Origin of the sequence: Hydrogenophaga sp. (assembly GCF_011390835.1) — a bacterium.
Classification (GTDB): domain Bacteria; phylum Pseudomonadota; class Gammaproteobacteria; order Burkholderiales; family Burkholderiaceae_C; genus Hydrogenophaga.
In genome coordinates this window covers 102365-122749 of the sequence record NZ_JAABRQ010000007.1, presented here as the reverse complement: position 1 = coordinate 122749, position 20385 = coordinate 102365, and the positions used below count along the sequence as shown (strand labels likewise).

Annotated in this window: 19 protein-coding genes and 1 other RNA gene; 12 read left to right on the top strand and 8 right to left on the bottom strand. The window is 63.4% G+C overall.

Translation table 11 applies throughout. The annotated features are described in order from the left end of the window. Positions 1-181: 181 nt before the first annotated feature. The 4 genes from ssrA to ompA all read right to left on the bottom strand — a co-directional run bounded on the left by ssrA (position 182) and on the right by ompA (position 2800). Positions 182-570: a transfer-messenger RNA gene (ssrA, locus tag GPT34_RS06495) on the bottom strand. 12 nt (positions 571-582) lie between these two features. Further along, complete coding sequence (gene gph, locus GPT34_RS06490; protein WP_291010441.1) at positions 583-1260, bottom strand: phosphoglycolate phosphatase; 678 nt, start codon at positions 1258-1260, stop codon at positions 583-585. Beyond that, positions 1257-1961 (bottom strand): bifunctional 2-polyprenyl-6-hydroxyphenol methylase/3-demethylubiquinol 3-O-methyltransferase UbiG, encoded by a 705-nt coding sequence (gene ubiG, locus GPT34_RS06485; RefSeq protein WP_291010440.1) that lies wholly within the window; start codon positions 1959-1961, stop codon positions 1257-1259. Before ubiG ends, gph begins: the two co-directional genes overlap by 4 nt. Before the next feature lie 173 nt (positions 1962-2134). After that, positions 2135-2800: an outer membrane protein OmpA gene (ompA, locus tag GPT34_RS06480; RefSeq protein ID WP_291010439.1), complete on the bottom strand. Its 666-nt coding sequence runs from the start codon at positions 2798-2800 to the stop codon at positions 2135-2137. A 262-nt stretch (positions 2801-3062) separates the two neighbouring features. Here ompA and gyrA point away from each other — a divergent pair, with 262 nt between their 5' ends. The 11 genes from gyrA (at position 3063) to crcB (ending at position 16280) form a co-directional block, all read left to right on the top strand. After that, positions 3063-5714 carry a DNA gyrase subunit A gene (gene gyrA, locus GPT34_RS06475; protein WP_291010438.1) on the top strand — a complete coding sequence of 884 codons (2652 nt, stop codon included), beginning with the start codon at positions 3063-3065 and terminating at the stop codon, positions 5712-5714. Further along, the gene (gene serC / locus GPT34_RS06470; protein ID WP_291010437.1) at positions 5711-6829 is read left to right on the top strand and encodes a 3-phosphoserine/phosphohydroxythreonine transaminase; all 1119 of its coding nucleotides are present in this window, start codon (positions 5711-5713) and stop codon (positions 6827-6829) included. Before gyrA ends, serC begins: the two co-directional genes overlap by 4 nt. 4 nt (positions 6830-6833) lie before the next feature. After that, complete coding sequence (gene pheA, locus GPT34_RS06465) at positions 6834-7931, top strand: prephenate dehydratase (RefSeq protein WP_291010436.1); 1098 nt, start codon at positions 6834-6836, stop codon at positions 7929-7931. A 63-nt stretch (positions 7932-7994) separates the two neighbouring features. Beyond that, entirely contained in the window at positions 7995-8873 is an 879-nt protein-coding gene (locus tag GPT34_RS06460; RefSeq protein ID WP_291010435.1) for a prephenate dehydrogenase/arogenate dehydrogenase family protein, read from the top strand. Positions 8874-8922: 49 nt separating this feature from the next. Continuing rightward, a complete protein-coding gene (locus GPT34_RS06455) occupies positions 8923-10989 on the top strand; it encodes a bifunctional 3-phosphoshikimate 1-carboxyvinyltransferase/cytidylate kinase (RefSeq protein ID WP_291010434.1) in 2067 nt (688 codons plus the stop codon). Between the two features lie 168 nt (positions 10990-11157). Beyond that, a complete protein-coding gene (rpsA, locus tag GPT34_RS06450) occupies positions 11158-12840 on the top strand; it encodes a 30S ribosomal protein S1 (RefSeq protein WP_291010433.1) in 1683 nt (560 codons plus the stop codon). Between the two features lie 104 nt (positions 12841-12944). After that, the gene (locus tag GPT34_RS06445; RefSeq protein ID WP_291010432.1) at positions 12945-13265 is read left to right on the top strand and encodes an integration host factor subunit beta; all 321 of its coding nucleotides are present in this window, start codon (positions 12945-12947) and stop codon (positions 13263-13265) included. 48 nt (positions 13266-13313) lie between these two features. Then, complete coding sequence (locus tag GPT34_RS06440) at positions 13314-13619, top strand: lipopolysaccharide assembly protein LapA domain-containing protein (RefSeq protein ID WP_291010431.1); 306 nt, start codon at positions 13314-13316, stop codon at positions 13617-13619. Next, entirely contained in the window at positions 13609-14754 is a 1146-nt protein-coding gene (lapB, locus tag GPT34_RS06435; protein ID WP_291010430.1) for a lipopolysaccharide assembly protein LapB, read from the top strand. The genes GPT34_RS06440 and lapB overlap by 11 nt, the downstream gene beginning before the upstream one ends. A gap of 123 nt (positions 14755-14877) precedes the next feature. Beyond that, complete coding sequence (locus tag GPT34_RS06430) at positions 14878-15876, top strand: recombination-associated protein RdgC (protein WP_291010429.1); 999 nt, start codon at positions 14878-14880, stop codon at positions 15874-15876. 20 nt (positions 15877-15896) lie between these two features. Then, the gene (gene crcB, locus GPT34_RS06425; protein ID WP_291010428.1) at positions 15897-16280 is read left to right on the top strand and encodes a fluoride efflux transporter CrcB; all 384 of its coding nucleotides are present in this window, start codon (positions 15897-15899) and stop codon (positions 16278-16280) included. Here crcB and GPT34_RS06420 read toward each other — a convergent pair. Beyond that, the gene (locus GPT34_RS06420; RefSeq protein ID WP_291010427.1) at positions 16270-16716 is read right to left on the bottom strand and encodes an OsmC family protein; all 447 of its coding nucleotides are present in this window, start codon (positions 16714-16716) and stop codon (positions 16270-16272) included. The genes crcB and GPT34_RS06420 overlap by 11 nt on opposite strands. Positions 16717-17017: 301 nt before the next feature. Here GPT34_RS06420 and GPT34_RS06415 point away from each other — a divergent pair, with 301 nt between their 5' ends. Further along, positions 17018-18280 (top strand): nitronate monooxygenase, encoded by a 1263-nt coding sequence (locus GPT34_RS06415; RefSeq protein ID WP_291010426.1) that lies wholly within the window; start codon positions 17018-17020, stop codon positions 18278-18280. Positions 18281-18357: 77 nt separating this feature from the next. On the opposite strand, the gene GPT34_RS06410 is transcribed toward GPT34_RS06415, so the two are convergent. The 3 genes from GPT34_RS06410 to GPT34_RS06400 all read right to left on the bottom strand — a co-directional run bounded on the left by GPT34_RS06410 (position 18358) and on the right by GPT34_RS06400 (position 20337). Continuing rightward, on the bottom strand, positions 18358-18621 hold the full coding sequence (locus GPT34_RS06410) for a hypothetical protein (RefSeq protein WP_291010425.1): 264 nt from the start codon (positions 18619-18621) through the stop codon (positions 18358-18360). A gap of 178 nt (positions 18622-18799) precedes the next feature. After that, on the bottom strand, positions 18800-19054 hold the full coding sequence (locus tag GPT34_RS06405) for a MoaD/ThiS family protein (RefSeq protein WP_291010424.1): 255 nt from the start codon (positions 19052-19054) through the stop codon (positions 18800-18802). 8 nt (positions 19055-19062) lie between these two features. Further along, entirely contained in the window at positions 19063-20337 is a 1275-nt protein-coding gene (locus GPT34_RS06400; RefSeq protein WP_291010423.1) for an FAD-dependent oxidoreductase, read from the bottom strand. Positions 20338-20385: the final 48 nt, after the last annotated feature.

The following is a 20385-nucleotide window of genomic DNA, read 5'->3' as shown; positions in this document are numbered from 1 at the left end:
AAGTTGGTTCACCGCGTGGGGTAACGACACACGTCCCTGCGGGGGGTAAGCCGCATTTACCCCCTTTCTTACCCCACGTTTACCCCGGATGTGGATAAACTAGGATGAACCAACGCGAACGAAAAAGCCCCGGTTCTCATAGGAGAAACGGGGCATCTCGTTGGGTCACACCTTGGAAATATGGTGGAGCTGGGGGGATTCGAACCCCCGTCCGCAAGCCTTCTTCGCGCAGTTCTACATGTGTAGTCGTCTGATTTGAGTCTTACCTCCCAAGCCGCGCAGCGACACGCTGCAAGGGAAGCCAGCAACCTTGGATCTCACCGCGCGCCAAGTTGCCCGACACGCGACCAGCCTATTGAATTATCTTTGCAGCCTGGACTCTCGCGGCTTGCGCCGTTTGAACCCTTGCCCAGCCCATAGGCCTGCTGTTGCAAAGCTCACCGGCAATTAAGCGGCGAGTGCGAAACGTTCGTCGTTTGCAGTTAGTTTTTTTCTGCGGTTTTACGAGGTGACAGAACCTCGACATGCCCTGCTGCGCGTCCGAACCCACGTCGAAACCAATGCAGCCCCTGAAATACTATTTTAAGGCAATTCCAGTAATTTCAAGACCTCCAACGGAGAATGCACCTCCGCATCGGCGCCCCAGCCCGCCACATCGGCGCCCGGGCCGAGGTAGCCATAGTGAGCGGCCACCGTGAGCATGCCGGCAGAACGCCCAGCCAAGATGTCTCTCGCATCGTCGCCCACATACAGGCATTGCGCAGGAAGAAGACCGAGCTGACGCGCCGCTTCTAGTAAAGGCGCAGGGTGCGGCTTGGTATGCGGCGTGGTGTCGCCACTGACGATGGTGGCCGCCGAGCCAAACAAGGGCATGGCCACGGTAAGCGGCACGCTGAACCGCCGGGCCTTGTTGGTTACCACCCCCCAGCGAAGGCCTTGCTGCATCAGGGCCTCCAGCAGGTCTTCTACCTGGTCGAAGACCACGGTGCGCTCGGTCAGCGTGGCCTCGTATCGCACATAGAACTCTTCCCGCAACGCTTCATAGCCCGCGTGATCGGGCGTCATTCCGAAGGCCACGCCCAGCATGCCACGGGCGCCGGAACCGGCATGCGGCCGGTAATGCTCAAACGGCAGTGCCGGCAGGCCGCGAACCGCGCGCATGTGGTCGGCAGCAGCGCCAAGATCTGGCGCACTGTCCACCAAAGTGCCATCCAAATCAAACAGCACCGCCCGGATGTGCTGAAATTTGACGACACTCATGCTTTGCGGGTGGCAAACATGTAGTTGACGCTGGTGTCCCGGCTAAGCCAGTAGCGCCGGGTCAAGGGGTTGTACTCCAGTCCTTTGGTCTGGGACAAAGTGAGGTCAGCCGCACGGCAATGTGCGGCGAGTTCGCTGGGACGAATCAGCTTGGCGTATTCGTGCGTGCCCCTGGGCAGCATTTGCAGCAGGTACTCGGCCCCGACAATGGCAAACAGAAAGGACTTTGGGTTGCGATTGATGGTGGAAAAAAACACCCAGCCACCGGGCTTGACCAGCTGCGAACAGGCCTTGACCACAGAGCCTGGGTCCGGCACGTGCTCCAGCATCTCCATACATGTCACCACATCGAAACTCTCGGGCTGCTCAAGCGCCAGCGACTCGGCGCTGATCTCGCGGTAGTTCACGTTGGGCGTGCTGGCTTCCAGCGCATGCAGCTGGGCCACACGCAACGCCTTACTCGCCAGGTCGATACCGGTCACTTCAGCGCCCTTGCGGGCCATCGAGTCCGAGAGAATGCCACCGCCGCAGCCGATATCCAGCACACGCTTCCCAGCCAACGGCACCAAGGCATCTATCCAGTCCAGACGCAGCGGGTTGATCTGGTGCAGAGGTCGAAACTCGCTCTCGGGGTCCCACCAGCGGTGGGCCAGATCGGAAAATTTGGCGAGCTCTGCGGGGTCGGCGTTGACAGTTTTCATTGCCGAATTCTCCCACGGCCGCCAGACCATCTCATTGGCCCTGGGTATTCCATCCAGGCAAATCTACCCGTCTGCAGGATGGCGCATTGTGTCCGGCGCTAAACCAACCAACAAAAAAAGCCCTGCCAGCTTTCACTGGCAGGGCTTTGCGTCTGGGACGCAGAACTCAGCGCTTACTTGTTGGTGCGGGTACCAACCACTTCGACTTCCACGCGGCGGTTCTTGGCACGGCCTTCGCGGGTGCTGTTATCAGCGACTGGCTGGGTCAAGCCCTTGCCTTCGGTGTAGATGCGGTTGCTCTCGATGCCCTTGGTGACCAGATAGGCCTTCACGGCTTCAGCGCGGCGGTTCGACAGAGCCTGGTTGTAGCCAGCAGGGCCGGTGGAGTCGGTGTGGCCGACAGCAATCACAACTTCCAGGTTGATGCCGGAAACTTTGCCAGCCAGATCATCCAGCTTGGCTTTGCCTTCAGGCTTGAGCACGGCCTTGTCGAAGTCGAAGAACGCATCGGCAGCGTAGGTCACTTTGGACGCTGCAGGAGCAGGTGCTGGTTTTGGTGCAGGAGCCGGTGCGGCAGCTACCGGAGCAGGTGCTGGAGCGGGTGCAGCGGCAGGAGCCGGTGCAGGCGCAGGAGCAGCAACTTTAGGGACGATCGCGCCGTCGCAACCGACAGCAGCCGTGGCGGGAGTCCAGGAGGCATCACGCCAGCAAAGTTCGTTGGTGCCGTTCTTCCAGACGGTGCCATCGGCAGCGCGCCAGTTGTCCACGGTCTGGGCGCCAGCAGCGGTTGCCAGGGCGGCCGTTGCGAACAGCATTGCCACTTTGTTCAGTTTTTTCATGGTTTTCCTCTTAGTTAGCCGCGTTCGGGCTGAATAGAAACGTTGACGCTTTAAGTGACCACCACTAGAAACGTTAGATTAATTGTGCCACAAGCCACTCGGAAGCCAACCTAACCAACGGCACTGGGGAGTAACCCGTTTCGCTTAGGTCCTTTCATTCGTTGCTGTTGTACAACAATAAAGTGCGCGGGAAGCAGCTCGCGCGAGCCGCCTAAAATATCGGGTTGCCTCCGGGACCCCTTCACGCACCACGCCGCCCTCCATGACCCAGTTCGCCAAAGAGACATTGCCCATCAGCCTTGAAGAGGAGATGCGCCGCAGTTACCTGGATTACGCGATGAGTGTGATCGTGGGGCGCGCACTCCCCGACGCGCGCGATGGCCTGAAGCCGGTGCACCGGCGGGTGCTCTTCGCGATGCACGAGCTCAACAACGACTGGAACCGACCCTACAAGAAATCGGCGCGCATCGTGGGCGATGTGATCGGTAAGTACCACCCCCATGGCGACAGCGCGGTGTACGACACCATCGTGCGCATGGCTCAGGACTTTTCGTTGCGCCACATGCTGGTGGACGGCCAGGGCAATTTCGGTTCGGTCGACGGCGACAACGCCGCCGCCATGCGCTACACGGAAATCCGTCTATCGAAGATCGCGCACGAGATGCTGGCCGACATCGATAAGGAAACGGTCAACTTCGGCCCGAACTACGACGGCAGCGAAAAAGAGCCACTGGTGCTGCCCAGCCGCCTGCCCAACCTGCTGGTCAACGGCTCGGCCGGCATTGCGGTGGGTATGGCCACCAACATCCCCCCGCACAACCTCAACGAGGTAGTCGACGCCTGCCTGCACTTACTCAAGAACCCGGACGCCACCATCGACGAGCTGATGGAGATCATCCCGGCGCCCGACTTCCCCACCGCCGGCATCATCTATGGCATCAACGGCGTCAAGGACGGCTACCGCACTGGCCGCGGCCGCGTGGTGATGCGTGCCAAGTGCCATTTTGAAGACATCGACAAGGGCCAGCGTCAGTCCATCATCGTGGACGAGCTGCCTTACCAGGTCAACAAGAAGACGCTGCAGGAGCGCATCGCCGAGCTGGTGCACGAGAAGAAGATCGAGGGCATCAGCCACATCCAGGATGAGTCGGACAAATCTGGCATGCGCCTGGTGATCGAGCTCAAGCGCGGTGAAGTGCCCGAAGTAGTGCTCAACAACCTGTACAAGCAAACCCAGCTACAGGACACCTTTGGCATCAACATGGTGGCGCTGATCGACGGCCAGCCCAAGTTGTGCAACCTGATGGATCTGATCCAGGTGTTCCTGGAGCATCGCCGCGAGGTGGTGACGCGGCGCACCGTGTTCAACCTGCGCAAGGCGCGCGAGCGAGGCCACGTGCTCGAAGGCCTGGCGGTGGCGCTGGCCAACATCGACGAGTTCATCCGCATCATCCGCGAGTCGCCCACGCCGCCAGTGGCCAAGGCCGAGCTGATGACGCGCAGCTGGGACAGCGCGATGGTGCGCGAGATGCTGACCCGCGCCAAAGCCGATGGCGGTGTGATCAATGCCGACGACTACCGCCCCGAAGGGCTGGAGCGTGAATTCGGCATGGGCGGCGACGGGCTGTATCGCCTGTCAGAGACGCAGGCGCAGGAAATCTTGCAGATGCGTCTGCAGCGCCTGACCGGTCTGGAGCAAGACAAGATCGTGGCCGAGTACAAGGAAGTCATGGGCGTGATCGACGACCTGCTCGATATCCTGTCCAAGCCTGAGCGCGTGTCGACCATCATTGGAGAGGAACTCACCGAGGTGAAGCAGGAGTTTGGCCAGACCAAGCTCGGCGCGCGCCGCAGTCTGGTGGAACACAGTTCGTTCGACCTATCGACCGAAGACCTGATCACGCCCACCGACATGGTGGTCACGCTTAGCCACAGCGGCTACATCAAGAGCCAGCCGCTCTCGGAATACCGGGCACAAAAACGCGGCGGACGCGGCAAGCAGGCCACCGCAACCAAAGAAGATGACTGGGTCGACCAGCTGTTCATCGCCAACACCCATGACTACATCCTGTGCTTCTCCAACCGCGGCCGGCTCTACTGGCTAAAGGTGTGGGAAGTGCCGGCTGGTTCGCGTGGCTCACGTGGACGACCCATCGTCAACATGTTCCCGCTCGAAGAAGGCGAAAAGATCAACGTGGTCCTGGCGCTGACTGGTGAAGCGCGCAAGTTCCCCGAGGACCAGTACGTCTTCATGGCCACCAGCATGGGCACCGTGAAGAAAACAGCGCTGAGCGAATTCAGCAATCCGCGCAAGGCCGGCATCATCGCGGTCGGGCTGGATGAAGGCGACTACCTGATTGGTGCCGCGCTCACCGACGGACAGCACGACGTGATGCTGTTCAGCGACGGCGGCAAGGCCGTTCGCTTCGACGAAAATGACGTACGCCCCATGGGCCGCAATGCGCGCGGTGTGCGCGGCATGGCTATTGATGAAACCCAAAGCGTGATAGCCATGCTGGTGGCCGAAGACGAGGAGCAGAGCGTGCTCACCGCCACCATCAATGGCTATGGCAAGCGCACGCCGATTGGTGAATACACGCGCCACGGCCGCGGCACCAAGGGCATGATCGCCATCCAGCAAAGTGAGCGCAACGGCAAGGTCGTGGCCGCCACGCTGGTGCACAGTGACGACGAGATCATGCTCATCACCGACACCGGCGTGCTGGTGCGCACCCGCGTGAGCGAGATCCGCGAAATGGGCCGCGCTACGCAGGGCGTGACTCTGATCGCGCTGGACGACGGCTCCGAACTCTCCGGCCTGCAGCGCATCGTGGAAAACGACGCCAACATCGTCGGTCTAGCCGATAGCACCGACGAGAGTGCGAGCGACACCGAAGGCAACGACGCGGCATGACGCCTCCCGCCGCGCGTCCGTACAACTTTTCCGCCGGCCCGGCGGCCATGCCTGTCGAGGTGCTGCAACAGGCAGCAGCCGAGATGCTGGACTGGCAAGGTACGGGCATGAGCGTGATGGAGATGAGCCACCGTGGCAAGGCCTTCATGTCGATCTGCGAGGCAGCCGAACGCGATCTGCGCGAGCTGCTGGAGGTGCCCGAGCACTTCCGAATTCTGTTCATGCAGGGCGGCGGACTGGCCGAGAACGCCATCGTGCCAATGAACCTGTCGCGCGGGGGCGCGATGGACTTCATCGTGACGGGCAGCTGGAGTCAAAAGTCGGCCCAGGAGGCTCGCAAGTTCGGCCAGATCCGGATCGCCGCCAGCAACGAAGCCGAGCACCACACCACGCTGCCTGCGCCGGCGACCTGGCAATTGAGCGATAACGCGCAGTACGTTCATCTCTGCAGCAACGAAACCATCCACGGTGTGGAGTTCCAAGAACTGCCCGACCTCGCAGCACTGGGTAGCCGGGCACCGCTGGTGATCGACTTTTCGTCGCACGTGGCTTCCCGCCCGGTTGACTGGTCGCGGGTGGGCCTGGCATTTGGTGGCGCACAGAAAAACCTCGGTCCTGCCGGCCTGACCTTGGTGGTCGTTCGCGAAGACCTGCTGGGGCATGCATTGCCCCTCTGCCCCAGCGCGTTCAATTACCAGACCGTCGCCGACAATGCGTCGATGTACAACACGCCGCCCACCTACGCCATTTACATGGCCGGGCTCACCTTTCAGTGGCTCAAGCGCCAGACGCAAGGGCCAGCCACAGGCATCGCCGCGATGGAACAGCGCAACATCGCCAAGGCGAACCTGTTGTACGACTTCATCGACGGCTCGCAGCTGTACCTGAACAAGGTGGCCAGGGACTGTCGGTCGCGCATGAACATTCCTTTCTTCCTGCGCGAAGAGTCGCGTAACGAAGCTTTCCTGACCGGCGCGCAGGCCGCTGGTCTGCTGCAGCTCAAGGGCCACAAATCGGTCGGGGGCATGCGCGCCAGCCTCTACAACGCCATGCCGTTGGCCGGTGTGCAAGCGCTGGTGGACTACATGCGCGATTTTGAGAAGACACAGGCCTGACACCATGACCCAGCCCACCCAGTCCGACGCCCTGGCCGCGCTGCGCGTGCAGATCGATTCGCTCGACCAGCAATTGCTGTCGCTGCTGAACCAGCGCGCGCGGGTGGCTGAGCAGGTCGGTGAGATCAAGCGCGCTGAAGGTTCGCCGTTTTTCCGCCCAGACCGCGTGGCCCAGGTGATCGACAAGATCCAGACCAACAACGAGGGACCCTTGCTCAACCAGCATGTGGCCTCTATCTGGCGTGAAATCATGTCGGCCTGTCTGGCGCTGGAAGCGCCGCAGCGCGTCGCGGTGCTGGGGCCAGCGGGCACGTTTTGCGAACAGGCAGCGGTCGAATTCTTCGGCGGGGCGGCCAATCTCATTTACTGCGCTAACTTCGACGAGGTGTTCCACGCCACCGCGGCCGGCACGGCGCAATACGGCGTGGTCGGCATGGAGAACTCCACCGAGGGGGTGGTGGCACGTTCGCTGGACCTGTTTCTGCGCTCGCCCGTGCATGTGGTGGGCGAGGTGAGTCTGCTGATCCGCCACAACCTGCTGCGCCAGGTCAATTCGCTCGACGGCGTCGAGGTGGTGATGGCGCACCCCCAGGCGCTGGCCCAGTGCCAAAACTGGCTGACCCAGCACCTGCCCAACGTCGAGCGCCGCGCCGTGTCCAGCAACGCAGAAGGCGCTCGCCTGGCTGCGACGAATCCCGCCTGGGCGGCACTGGCCAGCGAAAGGGCCGCAGGTCAGTTCGCGTTACACATCGTGGCGCACGCGGTGCAGGACGAGGCCTACAACCGCACCCGCTTCGCCGTCATCAGCCTGCCCCAGACCATGGCCATGCCGCCGGCATCGGCACGCGACTGCACCAGCCTGGTGGTGTCGGTCCCGAACCGGCCCGGCGCAGTGCACGATCTGCTGGTACCGCTGAAGAACAACGGCGTGTCCATGACGCGTTTCGAGTCCCGTCCCGCCAAGTCGGGCCAGTGGGAATACTATTTCTACATCGACATTGCAGGGCACCCCTCGCAGCCCCATGTCGCGGCCGCCCTAAAGGAACTGCAAGGCCTGTGTGCCTTCTACAAGGTACTGGGCGCCTACCCGGTGAACGAATGATCTTCACAGCGAAACCCGCCGTCCTCGGTGCGCATTCGGCCATCGAGCCGGGAATGGCCCGCCATGTTTGAACAGCTGGGCCTGATCGGTTGCGGCATGATGGGTGGCTCGTTTGCGCTGGCCCTGAAAAAGGCGGGTCTGGTCAAACGCGTGGTGGGCTACAGCAAGTCGCCTTCGACCACCGAGCGCGCGCGCCAGATGGGCGTGATCGATGTTGAGGCGCCGTCTGCCCTGCTCGCCGTCTCTGGCGCTGATCTGGTCTTGCTTGCGGTGCCCGTGTCGGCCACCGAGGCCACGTTCAAGGCGATTCGTCACCTGGTGCACAAGAACACGCTGGTGATGGACGTGGGCTCGACCAAGCGCGAGGTGGTGGATGCGGCGCGCCGCGTGCTCCGTGACCAAGTGGGGGTGTTTGTCCCCGCCCACCCGATTGCGGGCAAAGAGCTTGCCGGTGTCGAGCACGCCGACGCCGATCTTTATGCGGGACGCCAGGTCATCCTGACCCCCATCGAGCGCACCTACACCGCACAACTAGCCAAGGCAGAGCAGGTGTGGACCGGCCTGGGTTGCCAGGTGCTGCAAATGTCACCCGAAGAACACGATGCCGCCTACGCTGCCGTGAGCCACCTGCCGCACTTGCTGGCCTTTGCGCTCATGAACGCGATTGGTGATCAGGAGAGCGGCAAGACCTTTTTGGAGCTGGCTGGGCCCGGGTTTCGCGATTTCACCCGCATCGCCGCCAGCGACCCCAGCGTGTGGCGCGACATCCTGGTCTCCAACCGCGAAGAGTTGCTGACGCAGTCGCGCCATTTCCAGCGCGCGCTGCACGCGCTGGAGACCGCGATCAGTTCAAGCGATCCAGACGCGCTGGAAGTTCTGATCGATCAGGCCAGCAACGCGCGTGCCCACTGGCGCATGACCGCCACCAAACCCCAGCGCTGAGACGACACGCCCCCCCCGCGCGCCAGCGCGCAGCGCCGCTATCTGCACTATGTACGCCACCCCGTTTCTCGATATCCCACCCCTGGCCAGCGCAGGGGGCGTGGTCCGTCTGCCAGGCTCCAAAAGCATCTCCAACCGCGTGCTGCTGCTCGCCGCCTTGAGCGAAGGCAGCACCGACGTGATCGACTTGCTTGACTCAGACGACACGCAAGTCATGCTGCAAGCCCTGCAGCAGCTGGGCTGTGCACCGCAGCGTCAGCCCGACGGCAGTCTTCGGGTGAATGGGCTGGGCGGCAAGCTGACCTTGAAGCAGGCGACGCTGTTCCTGGGCAATGCGGGCACCGCCATGCGCCCGCTTAGCGCGGCGCTCGCCCTGCTCGCCACCCAACAAGGCGGCATGTTCGAGCTGAGCGGAGTGCCTCGCATGCACGAACGCCCGATCGGCGACTTGGTGGACGCTTTGCGCCAGCTGGGCTGCCCCGTGACCTGCCTGGGTCAGGCAGGCTACCCGCCGCTGCGGCTAGGCGATGGCCAGGCGAAGCCATTGCAGATCGACGCGGCCATTCGCGTGCGGGGCGACGTGTCCAGCCAGTTTCTCACCGCCCTGCTGCTGGCATTGCCGCTGGTCGCGCAGTCTCAAGAGGTGGCAATCGAAGTGGTGGGCGAGCTGATTTCCCGACCCTACATCGACATCACGCTCAACCTGCTGGCCCGCTTTGGTGTGCAGGTGCGAACCGAGGGCGCATCCCGTTTTGTTATCCCCGCGGGCAGCCACTACACCTCGCCCGGGCGTATCGCGGTGGAGGGCGACGCGTCGTCTGCGAGTTACTTCATTGCGCTGGGCGCCATCGCACCGCCGCGAGATGGTCACACCGGAATCACCATCGAGGGTGTGGGCCTGTCGTCGATCCAGGGCGATATTCGTTTTGTAGAGGCGGCGCGGGCCATGGGCGCCGACATCACCGGCGAAGACAATCGACTGCAAATACGCCGCGGCACCTGGCCGCTGAAAGCCATCGACCTCGACTGCAACCACATACCCGACGCGGCTATGACGCTGGCGGTGATGGCGCTGTACGCAGAGGGCACCACCACGCTGCGCAACATCGCCAGCTGGCGAGTCAAGGAAACCGACCGCCTCACCGCCATGGCCACCGAGTGTCGCAAGCTCGGCGCCGTGGTGGAAGAAGGCGTGGACTTCATCCGTATCACACCGCCTGCGAAGCTCCAACGCTGGAACGCCGCATCCATCCATACCTACGACGACCACCGCGTCGCCATGTGCTTTTCGCTTGCCGCCTTCAACCCGGCGCAGCAGCCGGTGCGCATCGAAGACCCCAAATGTGTGGGCAAGACATTCCCCGATTACTTCGAGGCCCTGTTCGGCGTTTGCGAAGCGCAGCCTCACCATATCCCGGTGCTGTGCGTCGACGGCCCCACCGCTTCGGGTAAAGGCACGCTGGCCACCGAGCTGGCCCAGCGCCTGGGCTATCACCTGCTCGACTCGGGCGCACTGTACCGGCTGGTGGGTCTGGCCGCCGAACGCGCTGGTTTGTCCACCTCTACCGATGATGTGGCTGCGCCAGCGCAGGCCGATCGCCTGGGCAGGCTCGCCGCAGGCTTACAGGTGCACTTCACAGGCGAGCGCATCCTGCTGGATGGTGGCGATGTAAGCGAAGACTTGCGTACCGAGGCAGCGGGCATGGCGGCTTCGCGCGTCTCGGCGGTGCCCCAGGTGCGCGCCGCGCTGCTCGCGCTGCAACACGGGTTTCGGCGGCTGCCGGGTCTGGTGGCCGACGGGCGCGACATGGGCACGGTGATCTTTCCCGATGCCCGGCTCAAGGTGTTTCTCACTGCGAGCGCCGAACAACGCGCCATTCGGCGCCATAAGCAATTGATTTCAAAAGGAATTGCTGCTAATATTGACCCTCTTTTGGCAGACTTGCGCGCACGTGATGATCGGGACTCGTCCCGCACTTACGCTCCGCTCAAGCCAGCCGAAGATGCCCTGATGCTGGACAACTCCAGCCTGAGCATCGAGCAATCGGTGCAGCAGGTGTTGAGCTGGTGGCAGGACAAATCGGTGTTTCAGGCAACTGACCACACCACCCCTTGATGGCCCAGACGGCACCGCCGGGCGCTCCCAGCCCGCAGGCCGAATGGTTCTTGCAACTCAACCCCGCGGTGTCTCGCACCGCAACGTCAACGCCGCCCATCCGTCGAATCCTGCGCAAGCCTTTGCTGGCCTTGCTGCAACCGACGCTGTGTGGTCCTAGGAAACTGAATGTCTGAATCTTTTGCCGACCTGTTCGAAGAGTCCCTGAAACGCGCTGAAATGCGCTCGGGCGAAGTCATCACCGCCGAGGTGGTGCGTATCGAGCACAGCCACGTGGTGGTCAACGCTGGCCTCAAATCTGAGGCCTATGTCCCGCTGGCCGAATTCAAGAACGATCAGGGTGAACTCGAAGTGCAAGTCGGCGATTTTGTCGCCGTGGCCATCGACTCGGTCGAAAATGGCTTTGGCGATACCCTGCTGTCGCGCGACAAGGCCAAGCGCCTCGCGTCGTGGATGTCGCTGGAAAAAGCCCTGGAATCGGGCGAGTTCGTGACTGGCACCACCGGCAACAAGGTCAAGGGCGGCCTCAAGGTCATGGTCAACGGCATCAGCGCCTTCCTGCCTGGCTCACTGGTGGACAGCCGTCCCACCAAGGACCTTACGCCGTACGAAAACAAGACCCTGGAATTCAAGGTCATCAAGCTCGACCGCAAGCGCAACAACGTGGTGCTGAGCCGCCGCGCCGTGGTGGAGGCCTCCATGGGCGAAGAGCGCGCCAAGCTGATGGAAACGCTGAAGGAAGGCGCCATCGTCAACGGCGTGGTCAAGAACATCACCGAGTACGGTGCGTTCGTGGACCTGGGCGGTATCGACGGCCTGCTGCACATCACCGACATGGCCTGGCGCCGTGTGCGTCACCCGAGCGAGGTGGTGCAAGCCGGCCAGGAAATCACCGCCAAGATTCTCAAGTTCGACACCGAGAAGCACCGCGTCTCGCTGGGTCTGAAGCAGATGGGTGACGACCCTTGGATGGGCGTTTCGCGCCGCTACCCACAGGGTACCCGCATGTTCGGCAAGATCACCAACATCGCCGACTACGGCGCGTTCGTGGAACTCGAGCCCGGTATTGAAGGCCTGGTGCACGTGTCCGAAATGGACTGGACCAACAAGAACGTCGCCCCGTCCAAGCTGGTGTCGCTGGGCGACGAAGTCGAAGTCATGGTGCTCGACATCGACGAAGACAAGCGCCGCATCTCCCTGGGCATGAAGCAGTGCCGCGCCAACCCATGGCACGAGTTCGCTGAGCAGACCAAGCGCGGCGACCGCGTCAAGGGCCCGATCAAGTCGATCACCGACTTCGGCGTGTTCGTCGGGCTGGCCGCCGGCATCGACGGCCTGGTGCACCTGTCCGACCTGTCCTGGAACGAGCCCGGCGAAGCCGCTGTGCGCAATTTCAAGAAGGGCCAGGAAGTGGACGCCATCGTGCTGGCCATCGACGTCGAGCGCGAGCGCATCTCTCTGGGCATCAAGCAGCTCGACGGCGACCCGTTCACCACCTTCGTGTCGATCAACGACAAGGGCTCAGTCGTGACCGGCAAGGTCAAGACCGTGGATGCCAAGGGCGCCGAGATCGATCTGGGCGAAGACATCATCGGTTACCTGCGTGCCAGCGAAATCAGCCGTGACCGCGTCGAAGACGCGCGCAATGTGCTGAAAGAAGGCGATGAAGTGAATGCCGTGGTGGTCAACGTGGACCGCAAGACGCGCAACATCCAGCTGTCGATCAAGGCCAAGGATGCCGTCGACCAGCAAGAAGCCATGGCGTCGCTGAGCCAGCAGTCTTCGCGTGAGAACGCAGGCACCACCAGCCTGGGTGCCCTGCTGCGCGCCAAGCTGGACAACAACAGCTGATCGGCAGCGTCCGCACCAGAGTCCGGTCTCAGGGGACGCGCAGGTGAAACACCTGAGCGTCCCCAGCGCCGGACGCTCTTCGAACCCCGTCCCATCCGAGATTCATGACCCGTTCCGACCTCGTCGAAGCGCTGGCTGCCAAGTTCAGCCAGCTCACCCACCGCGATGCCGAGTTTGCTGTCAAGGCCATCCTGGATGCGATGGGCGACGCGCTGGTCAAAGGTCATCGCATCGAAATCCGCGGCTTTGGGAGTTTTTCGGTGAACCGGCGCTCGCCGCGAGTGGGGCGCAATCCCCGTTCGGGCGAAAGCGTGCTGATTCCGGAAAAGCGCGTGCCTCACTTCAAGCCGGGCAAGGCCTTGCGAGAGCAGGTCGACAAGAAGACCGCCGAGATGATGGCGGCACCGACCCAACGGCCGGACTGACTGGCGGGCCCTGCTCGCTACAATCGTTTCACCACAGAAGGGGACGATTTGAAATACCTGATGTGGCTGCTCAACGCAGCCATTTTTTTTGTGTTGTTCGCATTCGCGATCAACAACCAGGAGCCGATCACCCTGCGGCTGTTCTTTGGCGCGCAGTGGCAAGCTCCGCTAGTGCTGGTCTTGCTGCTGGTTCTGCTGCTCGGGGTGGTGCTCGGTGTCCTGGTGATGCTGCCTTTGTGGCTGCGTGCGCGCAAGGCGCGTCGCCAGGCGGGGTCGGCCGCCGCCGCCACCACCGTGATGGAGGGGGACTCCACCCTGTTGCCGACGCCTGACGACGTGCGACATGGACTTTGACCTCACCTGGGTGCTGTGGGGCCTACCCCTGGCCTTTGCCCTGGGCTGGGGGGCATCTCGCCTGGACCTTCGCCAGTGGCGCGTGGCCAGCCGGACTGCACCCAAGGCTTACTTCCGGGGTCTGAACCACCTGCTCAACGAGCAGCAGGACCAGGCGATCGACGCCTTCATCGAGGCGGTGCAAAGCGATCCCGACACCGCCGAGCTGCACTTCGCGCTCGGCAACCTGTTTCGCCGCCGCGGCGACTACGACCGAGCTGTGCGCGTGCACGAGCACCTGCTGGTGCGCGCCGACCTTAGCCGCAAGGACCGCGACCGCGCCCAGCATGCGCTGGCCCTGGACTTCCTCAAGGCCGGCCTGCTTGATCGCGCCGAGGCCGCGCTGCACAAGCTCGAAGGCTCGGATTTCGAGGGCGAAGCGCTGCTGGCCCTGCTGTCCATCTACGAGCGCTCACGCGACTGGCTGCAAGCCCGTCGCGTGGCCGAGCGCCTCGAAGCCGCTGGCCAGGGCAGCTTCACCACACGGCTGGCGCACTACCTGTGCGAAGCCGGGGACCAGGCCCAGCGGCAAGGTGACACTGCCCTGGCGCTGGCCAGCTTCACCGAGGCCTGCCAGAAAGCTCCCGCGCTGGCGCGCCCCTGGCTGGCTCTGGCCAGCCTGCACCGGCAGGCGGGTCAGGCGAGCGAGGCGATGGATGCCCTGCTCCAGCTCATTCAGCAGGCGCCACAAGGCCTTCCCCTGGCCGCCAGCAGCCTGGCCGATCTGGCCAGGAGCCTGGGCCGCGAGCCCGAGGCCCGGGAGGCCTTGCAGGCTGCCCAGGACCAGGCCCCCAGTCTTGATGTGACCGAAGCGCTGGCCAGCCTGAGCCCTGATGAGACCGCGGCGCGACAACACTACTTGGACCACCTGGGCCGTGAACCATCCCTGGTGATCGCGAACCAGTGGCTCAAAGGGGAGCCGCTTTCGCGACCAGAGGCGCGGCAACCCATCCAGCAGGCGCTGGATCAGGCGAGCGCTCCGCTCAAGCGCTACCGCTGCGCGGCCTGCGGTTTCGAAGCACAACAACACTTCTGGCAATGCCCCGGCTGCCAAGGCTGGGACAGCTACCCGGCGCGGCGCGTGGAAGAGCTGTAGCGCCAACGCTTGTGCGCCAGGCGGGCCCTGAGCGGGCTCCCAGGGCCCAGGCCTGACATCCCCTAAGATCGATCGGTTGATGCGCGCGCCGCGCGCGTCACCCGATCAGCAAAAAGGAAATTTGTGTTCAAGAATGTGACGCTCTACCGCATCGCACCCGGCTGGGCGCCGACTCTACAAGCGATGGAAACCGCGCTCGATGGCGCGCGTTTTGTGCCATGTGGGGCGACGCAAGACAAGGCCGTGGGCTGGGTCGAACCGCGGGGTGAGGCGCATGGGCCGCTGGTGGAGTCGGTGGCTGGCCAGCGCGTGCTCAAGCTGATGATCGAGACCAAGACCGTGCCCGGCGCGGTCGTGCGCGAACATGCCCAGGAGCAGGCCGACCACATTGAGGCCAGCACTGGCCGCAAGCCTGGCAAGAAGGAAACCAAGGCGCTTCGCGAAGATGCGCTGCTGGCCCTACTGCCGCAGGCCTTTCCCCGCCGCAGCAGCGTCTGGGTGTGGATCGATCTGGCCAACGGCTGGCTGGTGACCGACGCCAGCAGCCAGGGCAAGCTCGACGAGCTGGTGACCGCCCTGGTGCGCGTCTTCGACGGTCTGGCCCTCGATTTGCTGCAGACCGCGGTCACGCCCCAGACAGCCATGACGCAGTGGCTGGCCGCCACCTCGCCCGACGGCTGGCCCGAGGGTTTTCATGTCGAGCGCGAATGTGAGCTGAAGTCGACCGACGAAGAAAAATCAGTGGTGCGCTTCACCCGCCACAACCTTGCCACCGACGAGGTGCGCCAGCACATCGCTGAAGGCAAGCTGCCCACGCGACTGGCCCTGAGCTGGGAAGGCCGCATCGGCCTGGTGCTCACCGAATCGCTGCAGCTGAAAAAGATCAACTTCCTGGAAGGCGTGTTCGACGACCGCAGCGATGACGGCGAAAGCGGGTTCGACACCAACGTGACGCTGTCCACCGGCGAGCTGCAAAAACTGATCCCCGCGCTCATCGCCGCCCTGGGAGATGAGCTGGCGCTGGGCGCGGCCGCCGCGACCGTCCCTGAAGCGGCCAAACCCGCTGCAGCGCGCCGGGAAGCGGTCACCGCCGCGGGTGACGACGGCGATCCGCCGTTCTGAGACGCTGAAGGAACCCGACCGTGTTGACCGCCCTGACCCTGTGCATCGGTGCTTCGATCGGCGCGCTCGCACGCTGGCAGCTTGGTCTGTGGCTGAGCTCTGCTCACGCCACCCTGCCCTGGGGCACGCTGGTGGCGAACTGGATAGGCGCCTATTCGATCGGCGTGGCGGTGGTATTTTTCCAAAGCCAGACCCAGATCGATCCCGCCTGGCGGGTGGCCATCATCACCGGCTTCCTGGGCGCACTGACCACCTTCTCCACCTTCTCGCTTGAGGTGGTCACGCTGCTGCAACAGGGGCGCTGGGCGCTGGCGGCCGGCTCGACCAGCCTGCACCTGTTCGGCTCGCTGCTGCTGACCTGGGCCGGCATGCGCAGTGCCGCCGCGTGGATCGTCAGCGCTTGAGCTGCGCGCCGGTGCTGTCGCGCACCTGCACCGAGATGTCAATGCCCTGTCGCACGCTCATGGAGACGGTGCAAAAATCTTCGAACTGCGCCAGCACCCGGTCCAGGTGCTCGATCTCGGCGGCAGGCTTGCCCAGGCTGATCTGCACCTGTATGCCCATGATGCGCAAACGTTTTTGATCGTTTCGCTCCACGATGGGCGTGGCGGTGGCGACCAGGCTGCCCGGGTCCTGCTTGAACTTCTGCAGGGCAAACAGCAAGCTAGCGCTCAGGCAATTGGCCACCGCGGCCAACAACAGGTGATCGGGCGCCGGCCCGCCCCCCTCACCCAAGGGCGCTGGTTCGTCGGCCAGCCACTGGGGCAGGCTTTCGCCAAAGTCCACCAGAAACTGATAGCCCGACTGGCGGGTGATGGTGACCCGGGCGTTGTCGCTCATGCATGACCTCCTGATGTGCGCGGCGCCAGCGTGCAAATCTGCCTCCGCGTGAAGCGCCTTGGTGCATGGTAACGATCTCCCGGGGGTGTCCGAGCCATCCGACCAAGGTCGGCGCCATGCCTTGACCCACCGCAAGGACTCTGTCCGCGCCGCATCACGCTGTCACAACTTTGTCTGAGAATGTTGTGGTGTTGACCTAGCGTCTGCACATTAGATACCTACGACGACGCAGGGCCCTTGCGGTACTGCCCACCGCGAGATGCGGTTAAGCTTGGATTGACGACCGATTTCCTGAGCACACATGAGACAACTGGACGACTACCGCATGCGCATGGGCCGCCACGAGCTGGTGCCCATCATGATAGGCGGCATGGGCGTGGACATTTCCTCGTCCGATCTGGCGCTGGAGGCCGCGCGCCTAGGTGGCGTGGGCCACATCAGCGACGCCATGGTCAAGACCGTCACCGACCGCCGCTACAAGACCAAGTACGTCAAGGCCAAGCAGAAACAGTACCAGTACAACGTCGACTCTGAAGACAAGTCAGGGGTGAAGTTCGACCTCGGTCATCTGGCTGAAGCCACCCGCATGCATGTCGAGAAGACCATGACGCGCAAGACCGGCAGCGGTCTGGTGTTCATCAATTGCATGGAAAAGCTCACCATGAACGCGCCCAAGGAGACGCTCAAGGTGCGCATGGCCTCGGCGCTCGATGCGGGCATCGACGGCATTACGCTCGCAGCGGGTCTGCACCTCGGCTCGCTGGCGCTGATCGAAGACCATCCGCGTTTTCGCGACGCCAAGCTCGGCATCATCGTCTCCTCGTTACGAGCCCTGCAGCTGTTTCTCAAGAAAAACAGCCGCCTCAACCGCCTGCCCGACTACGTGGTGGTTGAAGGCCCGCTGGCGGGAGGCCACCTCGGCTTTGGCATGGACTGGGCACAGTACGACCTGGCCACCATCGTGGCCGAGATCCTGGCCTGGATGAAGACCGAGCAGCTGGACTTCCCGGTGATCCCGGCTGGTGGCATATTCACGGGCAGCGATGCCGTGCGCTTTCTGGATATGGGTGCCTCGGGTGTGCAGGTGGCGACCCGTTTCACCGTCACCAAGGAATGTGGCCTGCCCGACGACATCAAGCAGGAATACTTCAAGGCCCAGGAAGACGACATCGAAGTCAACGAGATTTCGCCCACCGGCTACCCGATGCGCATGATCAAGGGCAGCCCGGGCATTGGTGACGGCATCCGCCCCAACTGCGAGGCCTATGGCTACTTGCTAGATGCCAATGGCAAGTGCGCTTACGTCACATCCTACAACCGCGAACTGGCGGCGAACCCCGGCGTTCGCCGCTTCTCGGTCACCGACAAAACCTGTCTGTGCACCCACATGCGCAATTTCGACATCTGGACCTGTGGTCAGAGCGCCTGGCGGCTGAAAGATACCTCGCTGCGCGGCAGCGACGGCCAGTACCAGCTGCTGACCGCCGAGCATGTGTTCAACGACTACCTGCTGAGCACCGACGACCGCGTGGCCCTGCCGGAGTTGGAGACTGCCTCGGCCTGACGGCAGCGCTTCATCGAACCAGGGAGCAAGGCCGCATGACGCGGCCTTTTTTTGTTCCGAGGTCAGATGGGAAAGCGTCAGCCGCCGCCGCGCTGCATGTACAGGTCGAAGCGCTTCATGAACGCGTAGCGCTGCTCGGCGTCGAGTCCGTCGAAAGCAAAATCCACCCGCAGCACTGGCATGCGCATGAGTGCGATCACGCGCGGCGGCTGCACCGCCCAGCGCAGGTCCAGGCAGCCGCTACCGATTTCGACCTTCGCACTGCTGCCCAGAAGCTGCCAGGCGTTGGTGCCCACGGCAGCCGGCAGCCAGCCCAACCACTCGGGTTCGGTGCATCCCATGTCACGCTGAAATCGCTCGGCATAACTCGACTGCATATCAGAGCACCTGCCACGCGGGCTTCCACCCGGCCCGCGGCCAGTGGTCCAGCCCAGAGACGCCGCCGGGCTGGCTCGGCAAGACAGTAGCTGTTGCCCCCTGGAGAGGGTCGCGCGCTGCGCGGCGGGGGTGATACATGGTTCATCCACCCGCAATCGGTGGCCATATGGCGAGCACGTCGCCCTCGACCAGCGTGGTGCTGGCGCGGCGCTCTGGGTCGATGTACTTGCCATTGACCAGTACCAGGTGCACCAGCTTGGGCGGCAGGCCATACGGTTCGATGATGCGGGTGATGGGGGCGGCCGGATCCACCTCGAGCTCGACCTGATTGCTACGGCGCGCCTCGGCAGGCAGGTAGTCGGTGAGGGTGGCGAAGAGCTTGAAGGTAATTTTCATGCGGGCGGTCATCGGCGGCGTTCGTCTGCGGCACCGCTCCACTGGCCCTGGGCCTGCGCGCTGGCGAGGTAGGCGTCCATGAGCCGGGTGGGATCGTGCATCAGACGGTCTTTCCACTCGCCCAGGCGCACCTGCCCTTCGACCAGTCCACGCATCACACCCACGTGATCGGTCCAGCCGACCGAATTGCAGCCCACCATGACGTCATCCTTGAACTGCAGGCTGAGGTGGCGACCCGCTGCCTTGTCGGTCAGCTCCACATGCTGGCCGCCGGCGACGCCTTGCCAGTTGCCAAAGCTCGTGGACACCAGACCCAAGGTATCGAGCACGTTGATCTGGGTCACGCCTTTGAGTTCGCCCGTCTGTCCCACCATGTTGAGTGCGGCGACGCGCGCTTGTTCGGCCGCGTTGGGCTGGATGGCGCTGACGATGGTCTGGCCGCTCACCTTGTCGAAGGCTTCGGCGCAGTCGCCTGCGGCGTAAATGCCCGGCACATTGGTTTGCAGGTGTTCATCGGTCAACACGCCCAGCAGACAGGTAATGCCCGAGTTTTCCAAAAAGCCGATGCTGGGCTTGACGCCAGCGGCACTGATGACCAGATCAGCCGCCACATGGGTGCCGTCTGACAGCCGCACCTTGAGCGGCGCAGCCGATTCGATCGATTCGACCTTGGTGCCGGTGTACACCTTCACGCCCTTGGCCTCGCACCAGTCGCGGATCATGCCGCCGGCGGTGGGGCCCATCATGCGCGGCACCATGCGGTCGCCCATTTCCACCACGCTGAGCTGAACACCTCGCGCGGCTAGCGCCTCCATGATGATGCAGCCGATGAAACCCGCGCCCAGCTGCAGCACGCGTGCACCGGGCACGGCGAGCGCCATGATGGCGCGTGCGTCGTCCAGGGTCCAGCAATTGTGCACACCAGCGCAGTCAATGCCGCGAATGGGCGGGCGCACCGGGGTTGAGCCTGTGGCGATCAGCAGCTTGTCAAAAGCCAACACCTGGCCATCGGACAGCTCGACGTTGCGTTTCTCCACATCGACCGACTTGGCCCGCGCACGAACCACGTCGATCCGCAGGTCGGTGAAATGCGTCGGGCTCTTGCGAAGGTAGGTGCCCGACTCATCGACATTGCCAATCAGCAGGTAGGGGATGGCCATGCGCGAATACGGCGGCTCGGGCTCGTCACCCACCAGGGTGATGCGATCGGCTGGCGCGTGTTTGCGAATGGTTTCGGCGGCAATGACGCCGGCAGGGCCGGCGCCCAGGATGACGTGGTGCATGAAGGTCTCCAGTCGGATTCGGATCGTCAACGAGCCAAGAACTTCGCC

Excerpts from the sequence above, each read along its gene's own strand:
- serC (WP_291010437.1), top strand. The coding sequence starts at position 5,711 with ATGACGCCTCCCGCCGCGCGTCCGTACAACTTTTCCGCCGGCCCGGCG.
- GPT34_RS06455 (WP_291010434.1), top strand. The coding sequence starts at position 8,923 with ATGTACGCCACCCCGTTTCTCGATATCCCACCCCTGGCCAGCGCAGGG.
- GPT34_RS06445 (WP_291010432.1), top strand. The coding sequence starts at position 12,945 with ATGACCCGTTCCGACCTCGTCGAAGCGCTGGCTGCCAAGTTCAGCCAG.
- gph (WP_291010441.1), bottom strand. The coding sequence starts at position 1,260 with ATGAGTGTCGTCAAATTTCAGCACATCCGGGCGGTGCTGTTTGATTTG.
- GPT34_RS06420 (WP_291010427.1), bottom strand. The coding sequence starts at position 16,716 with ATGAGCGACAACGCCCGGGTCACCATCACCCGCCAGTCGGGCTATCAG.
- ubiG (WP_291010440.1), bottom strand. The coding sequence starts at position 1,961 with ATGAAAACTGTCAACGCCGACCCCGCAGAGCTCGCCAAATTTTCCGAT.
- ompA (WP_291010439.1), bottom strand. The coding sequence starts at position 2,800 with ATGAAAAAACTGAACAAAGTGGCAATGCTGTTCGCAACGGCCGCCCTG.
- pheA (WP_291010436.1), top strand. The coding sequence starts at position 6,834 with ATGACCCAGCCCACCCAGTCCGACGCCCTGGCCGCGCTGCGCGTGCAG.
- GPT34_RS06460 (WP_291010435.1), top strand. The coding sequence starts at position 7,995 with ATGTTTGAACAGCTGGGCCTGATCGGTTGCGGCATGATGGGTGGCTCG.
- GPT34_RS06415 (WP_291010426.1), top strand. The coding sequence starts at position 17,018 with ATGAGACAACTGGACGACTACCGCATGCGCATGGGCCGCCACGAGCTG.
- GPT34_RS06405 (WP_291010424.1), bottom strand. The coding sequence starts at position 19,054 with ATGAAAATTACCTTCAAGCTCTTCGCCACCCTCACCGACTACCTGCCT.
- lapB (WP_291010430.1), top strand. The coding sequence starts at position 13,609 with ATGGACTTTGACCTCACCTGGGTGCTGTGGGGCCTACCCCTGGCCTTT.
- GPT34_RS06400 (WP_291010423.1), bottom strand. The coding sequence starts at position 20,337 with ATGCACCACGTCATCCTGGGCGCCGGCCCTGCCGGCGTCATTGCCGCC.
- gyrA (WP_291010438.1), top strand. The coding sequence starts at position 3,063 with ATGACCCAGTTCGCCAAAGAGACATTGCCCATCAGCCTTGAAGAGGAG.
- GPT34_RS06410 (WP_291010425.1), bottom strand. The coding sequence starts at position 18,621 with ATGGGATGCACCGAACCCGAGTGGTTGGGCTGGCTGCCGGCTGCCGTG.
- rpsA (WP_291010433.1), top strand. The coding sequence starts at position 11,158 with ATGTCTGAATCTTTTGCCGACCTGTTCGAAGAGTCCCTGAAACGCGCT.